The sequence below is a fragment of the Aquitalea sp. FJL05 genome (assembly GCF_003852595.1).
Classification (GTDB): Bacteria; Pseudomonadota; Gammaproteobacteria; order Burkholderiales; family Chromobacteriaceae; genus Aquitalea; species Aquitalea aquatilis.
Genome location: NZ_QAJS01000021.1, coordinates 67,398 through 75,063, shown reverse-complemented (window position 1 = coordinate 75,063; position 7,666 = coordinate 67,398). Strand labels below are relative to the sequence as shown.

Sequence of the window (7,666 nt, the reverse complement as noted above, 5' to 3'; positions counted from 1 at the left end):
GGGCCTGGCCTGAGTGCCCACAAGCCGCCCAAGGGCGGCTTTGTTGTGTCGGGGGGGGGGCAGGCTAAGCAGTACTACTTCTGTAACAGATGGCGTGGTGACGTTACAATACGCAATCTTTGCTATCTTGGCCGCCAGCTGGCGGCGTTTCCTGCTGCTAGCCCAGAAAGACTCCCTTGGCCGAATTCCTGCGTAAACGATTGCACCTGTTTGTTCTATTGTGGCTGGGTGTGGCGCTCATGGTCGGGATTCAGTGGGCCATGTCCGAATATCAGCGCATACAGGAAGATTTTGATCGCAGCGCCAGGCTGGCACATGGGGTGGTTGCACGCAAGCTGGATCAGAATGAATCAGTTCTTGCCGCTCTGGATGCCCTGCTGATGACGCGGCAGAAATTTGACATGCCTGTTCTCAAGGCCTTTTCACATCAGATTCTTTCGCATTACTCCCAGCTGTATACCGTGGAATTTTTCCAGAATGTGACCCGGGATAACCGGCAAGCATTTCTGGATGAGATGCAGCAGCGTTTCGGCAAAACCTTTTTTATCCGTGATTTCGATATTGTGGGGCGTCGTAGCTGGGTGCCGGCGCCGGTGCGCGACCAGCATCTGGTCGTAACCATGATAGAGCCGGACATCCCGGCAGCCAGTTCGGTATATGGCTATGATGTGCTGCACGAGCCGCGCTTTGCGGCGGACATGCTCAAGGCGATGCAGAGTGGTCACAAGCTGGCATCGGCACCGTTTGATCTCTATGAGGGTGGGCGGGTTTACCTGCTGATGCAGCCGGTATTCCTGGGGGCGAATGGGACTGTTGGCGTCGCTGGTCGTGGTCAACTGGTCGGTGTGGTTGCGCTGGTGGTGTATTGTGAAAAATTGCTGAACATCTCGCCGGCTGAAGGTGTGCCGGCTGAGCTGGATTTGTCGATTCTGACTACGGACAGCAGCCGTGCCATTTTCAATGCCCATGGCAAGCATGCCGATGCCGGTCGTTGGTTGCCTACCTTGTCACGCCTGGAGCTGAGCCTACCGCTGGTGAGCGAGTCACAGCCTTTTGTGCTGCGGGTTGGCAAGGATGTATTGCTGAGTGATTTCAAGCTTGGTGGCTTACTGCTGCGTGAAGGGCTGATTTTGTCGCTGGTGATTTCGCTGTGGCTGATCTACAGCCAGCGGCAGGCGATGAAGAGGGCGCAAAGCCAGGCGGATGAGGCCATTTTCCTGCAGAGTGAGCGCGCAGCGGTAACCCTGAACGCAGTACACGATGGCGTGATCACCCTGGATCCGCAGCAAAACATCGAGATGGCCAATCCGATGGCACTGACCCTGTTGGGCATGAGCCGGGAGGAGGTGATAGGCCAGCCTTTCCTGAACGTATTCCGCTTGATTGGCGAGCTGTCTGCCGAGTTGGCAGAAGATCCGGTGAGCGAGTGCTATCGTGCCGCCCATACCGTGGAGTTGCCGGAGCGCATGCAGCTGGCAACCGCCAAAGGACATGTGCGGCTGGTGGAGGGGGCGATTGCGCCGCTGTTTTCGCGTAATGGCAATCTGACCGGCGTGGTGTGCGCGCTGCGTGATATGGGGCCGGTACGGCAACGTGCCGCTGAGGCGCTGGAGGCCAGCGAGCTGCGGGTGAAGGAACACCTGGAAAAGCTGTCGCATGTGGCGCGCCTGCATACTATGGGTGAAATGGCTTCCGGCATTGCACATGAAGTGAATCAGCCACTGACCGCCATTTCCAATTACTGCCAGGCCTCCTTGCAGCTGCTGGAGTTTGGTGAAGACAGCCGTCCGCAAGTGGAGTCTGCGCTCAGGCTGGCGGTGGCGCAGGCAGATCGTGCCGGGGAGATCATCAAACGTTTGCGGGCGCTGGTCAGCAAGCGGGCGATGGAAATACGGCTGATCGACCTCAACCAGGTGGTGGGAAACTGCATGTTCCTCGCCGAGTACGACCTGAAGGAGCGTGGCATCGAGATGGTGCAGTTGTTGTCGGTCTATCCGATGGCGGTGATGGCCGATAGCATCCAGATGGAGCAGGTGGTGCTGAACCTGCTGTCCAATGCCATGGATGCGCTACGCGACGAACCGGTGATGAAGCGCCACATCATCATTCATACCCGGCGCGAGGGTAAAAAGGCCATTCTGGAGGTGCGTGATACCGGGCGTGGCATCTCGCCGGAGTCGCTGGAGGTGCTGTTCCATCCCTTCTTCTCGACCAAGCAGAACGGCATGGGGCTGGGCTTGTCGATTTGCCAGACCATTGTCGAGCAATATGGCGGGCTGATCTGCGCTGAAAACATTCCGGCCAGCGGTGCCTGCTTCCGTATCGAATTGCCGCTGTCTCAGACGGTGACCGCGCCGGTGCAGGAGCCGTCCACCAGTTAGCCGGGCAATCAGACAGATAGACAAAGAGCCGCATGATGCGGCTCTTGTCGTTTGTAATCAGGCTGGATTTCAGCGTGGCTCGACTACCACCTGGGTGCGCTGGGCGCGTTCTTCACGCGGCGTGATGCCGAAATGGTTGCGGTAGGTGCTGGAGAAATGCGGGCCGCTGGAAAAACCGCAAGCCAGGCCGATCTGCACGATGGATTTGCTGGTCTGCTGCAGCAGCTGGCGCGCTCGGCTCAGGCGTAGTTCCAGATAATATTTGGATGGCACCGTGCTGAGGTACTGCTTGAACAGCCGTTCCAGCTGACGTCGCGACACGCCGACGTAGTAGGCGATGTCATCGGTGGTCAGCGGTTCTTCGATATTGGCTTCCATCAGGCTGACGGCTTCGGTCAGCTTGGGCTGGCTGCCGCCTATGCGGGTGGCCAACGGAATGCGCTGGCGTTCGTTACCAGGACGCACCCGTTCGATGCTGAACATTTCCGACAGGCGGGCGGTGAATTCATGACCATGCAGGCTGCCGACCAGCGACAGCATGAAGTCCAGCGTGGCTGCACCGCCAGCACAACTCATGCGGCTGCGGTCAATCTCGTACAGATTGGACGAGACGATGACCTCGTGGAATTCCTCGGTGAAGCGGCTGATTTCCTGCCAGTGTATGGTGGCGCGAAAGCCGTTCAGCAAGCCGGCGCGCGCCATCCAGTAGCTGCCGCAGCCAATACCGGCGATGGGTAGCTTGTCGGTGTGCAGGCCGCTGATGCTTTTGAGGAATTCGTCCAGATTGACTTCAATGGTGATGTCGTCGGCCAGCACGAACAGACCGTCCAGCTTGGGTGCATAGGCCAGCGGCAGGTCCACCGGCAGTTTCAGGCCGTTGGACATGGCAACCGGCAAGCCATTGAGCGAGAGCGGCAGGAATTCATACAGCTTTTTTTCGGCCAGCTGATTGGCCCGGGTCAGCACTTCGCTGGCAATGGCGAAATCGGCCATGGAAGCGTGTGGAAGCAGGAGAAAACCGTAGCGTAACGGTTTGGCAGCGTGCATTGGATGACCCATGTTTTCCAAAAAAAGTGAGCACTATACCAAAAAAGCAGGTCATGCCGTGGTTGGCATGGCGCTGCTATCTGACAGGCATTGTACGATTTATTTAAGACTGCCGGAGAGGAATTGTGCAAGCCGCTCACTTTGCGGATTGACCAGCACTTCCTTGGGGTTGCCTTGCTCTTCGATTTTCCCTTTGTGCAGGAAAATCACGTGGTTGGACACCTCGCGGGCAAAGCCCATTTCGTGGGTGACCACCACCATGGTGCGGCCTTCACGCGCCAGGTCCTGCATGACGCGCAGTACTTCGCCGACGAGTTCCGGGTCCAGTGCGGATGTCGGTTCGTCAAACAGCATCACCTCCGGTTCCATGGCCAGGGCGCGGGCAATGGCGACACGCTGTTGCTGGCCACCGGACATGTGAGAGGGGTATTTGCCCTCGACATCCTTCAGCCCCACCTTGTCCAGGTATTTGCGTGCGCGGGCAATGGCTTCGTCGCGGGAGAGGCCCAGTACGTGGATGGGCGCTTCGATGATGTTTTCCAGCACGGTCATGTGTGCCCACAGATTGAAGTGCTGGAACACCATGGCCAGTTTGGTGCGGATGCGTTCCAGCTGCTTGTGGCTGGCGGCACGCAGCGCGCCGGTTTTCTTGTCGGCGACCAGTTGCAGCTCTTCGCCGCCCAGCTGGATCTGCCCGCTATTGGGATGCTCCAGCATGTTGATGCAGCGCAGGAAGGTACTCTTGCCCGAGCCGGAGGAGCCGATGATGCTGATCACATCGCCGGCATGCGCGGTAAGCGATACACCCTTGAGGACTTCGTGGCTGCCATAGCTTTTGTGCAGGTCGGCAACGCGCAGTTTGATGTTGGTGGCTGGTGCCGCGTCGGTATGTTTCATGCTTGCAACCCTTGTTCTAAGGTTTCATCTGCCGCTGTGGGATGGCGGCCATTGCTGAAAGAGGGCGGCGCTATTGCCGCCCACGCTGTCAATGCTTGCGCGGGGCCAGATAGGCCAGCCAGCGTTGCTCTGCCTGCTTGAATAGCCAGACAAACAGAAAGGTCAGTGCCAGATAGATGGCACCTGCCACCAGAAACGGCTCGAACGCCATATAGGTGTCGCTGTAGATGCGGCGTGCCACGCCGGTGATGTCGGCCAGGGTGACCAGGCCGGCTACCGCCGTGCTTTGCATCATCATGATCACTTCGTTGCTATAGGCCGGCAGGGCACGACGCAGGGCAGACGGAATCACGATACGGCGCATCATCAACCATTTGCTCATGCCCATGGCACGTGCTGCCTCGATTTCGCCCCAGTGGGTGGTGCGAATCTGGCCGGCGATGATTTCGGTGGTATAGGCGGCGGTATTCAGGGTGAAGGCCAGAATGGCGCAGAACCAGGCATCCTGCAGGTATTGCCACATCCAGCTATCCCGTACCGCGTCAAACTGCGACAGGCCGTAATAGATGATGAACAGCTGTACCAACAGCGGTGTGCCGCGGAACACATAGGTATACAGCCAGACGCTGCCGGAGAGCAGGCGGTTTTTCGATACCCGGCCCAGTGCCAGCGGAATGGCCAGCAGCATGCCCAGCAGCAGCGATGCGCCCAGCAGTTGCAGCGTCATGACGATGCCGTCGCTGGTACTCAGCAGCGGCTGGCCATCGGCTCCGCCCAGAAAGGCCGGCAGCTTGTCCAGAATCAGGTGAAAGTCGATCACAGGCCGTTCTCCTTCAGACCGGTGGAATAACGGCGCTCCAGCATGCCCAGCAGGATGTTGGAAACGCTGGTGATCACCAGGAAGATCACCGCCACCAGCATGTAGACGGTAAACGGCTCCTGGGTATTGGACTTGGCTGCATCGGCGCGATACATCACGTCATTCAGGCCGATCACCGATACCAGCGCGGTGGATTTCACCAGTACCAGCCAGTTGTTGGTGAAGCTGGGCAGGGCGAAGCGCACCATTTGCGGAAAAGTGATGCGCAGGAAGATGCGCAGCGGCCCCATGCCATAGGCGGCACCGGCTTCCATCTGCCCCTTGGGCACCGCCATGATGGCGCCGCGAAAGGTTTCGGTCATATAGGCACCGAAAATGAAGCCCAGTGTCAGCACCCCGGCGATAAAGGGGTCGATGTCCGGTGCTGCCAGGCCCATGGCCGTGGCGGCATCGTTCAGCAGCATCTGCACGCCGAAGAACAGCAAAAACATCCACACCAGGTCCGGCACGCCGCGCACCACGGTGGAATACAGCTCGGCCAGCGTACGCAAGGCTTTGGACGGGGCCATCTTGAACATGGCACCGATCAGGCCCAGTACCACTGAAACGGCCAGCGATGCCGCTGCCAGCTTCAGCGTCAGCACCGCGCCGTCGAGGATGCTGGGAAGATATCCGTGTAAAAACATGTACTACCCCTGTGTTTCCCGGGAAGGGACGGTGACGGCAGCGGGCTGCCGTCACCACCGCAACGGTTTATTTGCCGTAGATGTCGAAGCTGAAGTACTTCTTCTGGATCTTGTCGTAGCTGCCGTCGGCACGAATCTGCTGCAATGCCTTGTTGATGCGGGCCAGCAGGGCCTGGTCGGTCTTGCGTACGGCGACGGCCGCGCCTTCACCGAAGTATTTCACCTCGTTGTATTCCGGGCCGGCAAATGCATAGCCCTTGCCGGACGGTGTCTTGATGAAGTCGGACTCACCCACGGCGGCATCGACAAAGCTGGCATCCACGCGGCCGGCCTTCAGGTCGAGGAAGGATTCCGGGGCCTTGGCGTAGGACACCAGTTTGGCACCCAGCTTCACCCAGTTGTCGCGGGCGTATTTTTCCTGGATGGACGAGCGCAGCACGCCGATTTTCTTGCCCTTGAACCAAGCATCGTTGATCTGGCTACCCTGTTTGGCAACCAGCCGGCTGGGCATGTTGTAGTACTTGTTCGAGAAGCTGACGACCTTCTTGCGCTCTTCGGTGATGTTCATCGAGGCGATGATGGCATCGAACTTGCGGGTCTGCAGGGCAGGGATGATGCCGTCGAAGTCTTGCGGCACCACTTCGCAAGTCACTTTCATGGCCGTGCACAGAGCCTGGGCGATATCGGGGTCGAAGCCCTTCATCTTGCCATCAGGGCCTTGCTGGGAGAACGGGGGGTAACTGGCGTCGGTGGCAAAGCGCAGGGTTTCGCTATGGGCGGCCGTGGTCATGCCGAGCGCGCACGCGCCCAGCACCATGAGGGACTTGAACATGGTTTCTCCGGTGAGTCTTGTCGTTGTTATGTGTGGCGATGCCTGCCGGCGAGCGTGTCGCCGGCAGGATAGGGCTAGACGGCAGGGCTTGCCGTGTTAGCCGCCGTAGACGTCAAAGCGGAAGTACTTGTCCTGTACTTTCTTATAGCTGCCATCCTTGCGGATCTGCTCGATGGCCTTGTTCAGGCGGCTGCTCAGTGCCTGATTGCCCTTTTTCACGGCGATGCCCGCACCCAGGCCGAAGTATTTCACGTCGGCGTAGTTGGGGCCGACAAAGGCGTAACCCTTGCCGCCGTCAGTCTTGAGGAATTCCTGTTCGCCTACCGCGCCATCAACGAAGACGGCATCAACGCGGCCGGCTTTCAGGTCGAGGAAGGATTCAGGTGACTTGGTGTAGGCCACGATGGTGGCACCGCTCTTGCCCCAGAAATCGCGGGCGAACTTTTCCTGGGTAGAGGCGCGCAGCACGCCGATCTTCTTGCCCTTGAACGCGGTCTGGGTGACCTGGGTATTGCTCTTGGCAATGATGCGGCTGGCGATGTTGTAGTACTTGTTGCTGAAGTCGACCGCCTTCTTGCGCTCTTCGGTGATCTGCATCGAAGACAGGATGGCGTCGAACTTATTGGCATTCAATGCGGGAATCAGGCCGTCCCAGTCCTGCGGCACGATCTGGCAGCTTACTTTCATGGCGGTGCACAGTGCCTTGGCCATGTCGATGTCAAAACCTTCCGGCTTGCCATCGGCCCCCTGTTTGGAGAACGGGGGGTAGTTCAGGTCTACACCAAAGCGGATGGTTTCGGCATGGGCGGCAAAACCGGACAGGCTGACTGCAACTGCAGCAGCAAAAATGACCTTCTTCATATGTGTCTCTGCTTCTCGCATGGCAAAGAAAGATCGTGCGATCTTTCTCATGGTCTTACTTTGTAAACCCGGCGTGGATGGGATGGCTGCCGTAACGGGTACGATAGCGCGGCCGGAACCTGTTGTTGTTATGCCTGCATAC

General features: G+C 58.6%; 7 protein-coding genes. 1 reads left to right on the top strand and 6 read right to left on the bottom strand.

All coding sequences use genetic code 11. From position 1 onward, the window contains the following. Positions 1–260 precede the first annotated feature (260 nt). A complete protein-coding gene (locus tag DBR44_RS19130; RefSeq protein ID WP_124645576.1) occupies positions 261–2,381 on the top strand; it encodes an ATP-binding protein in 2,121 nt (706 codons plus the stop codon). A gap of 69 nt (positions 2,382–2,450) precedes the next feature. Here DBR44_RS19130 and DBR44_RS19125 read toward each other — a convergent pair whose 3' ends face one another. From DBR44_RS19125 to DBR44_RS19100, 6 genes are all read right to left on the bottom strand, one after another. Next, positions 2,451–3,374 carry a GlxA family transcriptional regulator gene (locus DBR44_RS19125; RefSeq protein ID WP_226034258.1) on the bottom strand — a complete coding sequence of 308 codons (924 nt, stop codon included), beginning with the start codon at positions 3,372–3,374 and terminating at the stop codon, positions 2,451–2,453. Between the two features lie 153 nt (positions 3,375–3,527). Continuing rightward, on the bottom strand, positions 3,528–4,325 hold the full coding sequence (locus DBR44_RS19120) for an ABC transporter ATP-binding protein (protein WP_103526396.1): 798 nt from the start codon (positions 4,323–4,325) through the stop codon (positions 3,528–3,530). Positions 4,326–4,413: 88 nt separating this feature from the next. Beyond that, entirely contained in the window at positions 4,414–5,145 is a 732-nt protein-coding gene (locus DBR44_RS19115) for an ABC transporter permease (protein WP_103526398.1), read from the bottom strand. Then, on the bottom strand, positions 5,142–5,831 hold the full coding sequence (locus tag DBR44_RS19110; protein WP_124645575.1) for an ABC transporter permease: 690 nt from the start codon (positions 5,829–5,831) through the stop codon (positions 5,142–5,144). The genes DBR44_RS19115 and DBR44_RS19110 overlap by 4 nt, the downstream gene beginning before the upstream one ends. A gap of 67 nt (positions 5,832–5,898) precedes the next feature. Further along, a complete protein-coding gene (locus DBR44_RS19105) occupies positions 5,899–6,663 on the bottom strand; it encodes an ABC transporter substrate-binding protein (protein ID WP_124645574.1) in 765 nt (254 codons plus the stop codon). Between the two features lie 96 nt (positions 6,664–6,759). Next, positions 6,760–7,524: an ABC transporter substrate-binding protein gene (locus DBR44_RS19100; RefSeq protein WP_124645573.1), complete on the bottom strand. Its 765-nt coding sequence runs from the start codon at positions 7,522–7,524 to the stop codon at positions 6,760–6,762. Between the last annotated feature and the right edge of the window lie 142 nt (positions 7,525–7,666).

Excerpts from the sequence above, each read along its gene's own strand:
- DBR44_RS19130 (WP_124645576.1), top strand. The coding sequence starts at position 261 with ATGTCCGAATATCAGCGCATACAGGAAGATTTTGATCGCAGCGCCAGG.
- DBR44_RS19125 (WP_226034258.1), bottom strand. The coding sequence starts at position 3,374 with ATGGCCGATTTCGCCATTGCCAGCGAAGTGCTGACCCGGGCCAATCAG.
- DBR44_RS19120 (WP_103526396.1), bottom strand. The coding sequence starts at position 4,325 with ATGAAACATACCGACGCGGCACCAGCCACCAACATCAAACTGCGCGTT.
- DBR44_RS19110 (WP_124645575.1), bottom strand. The coding sequence starts at position 5,831 with ATGTTTTTACACGGATATCTTCCCAGCATCCTCGACGGCGCGGTGCTG.
- DBR44_RS19105 (WP_124645574.1), bottom strand. The coding sequence starts at position 6,663 with ATGTTCAAGTCCCTCATGGTGCTGGGCGCGTGCGCGCTCGGCATGACC.
- DBR44_RS19100 (WP_124645573.1), bottom strand. The coding sequence starts at position 7,524 with ATGAAGAAGGTCATTTTTGCTGCTGCAGTTGCAGTCAGCCTGTCCGGT.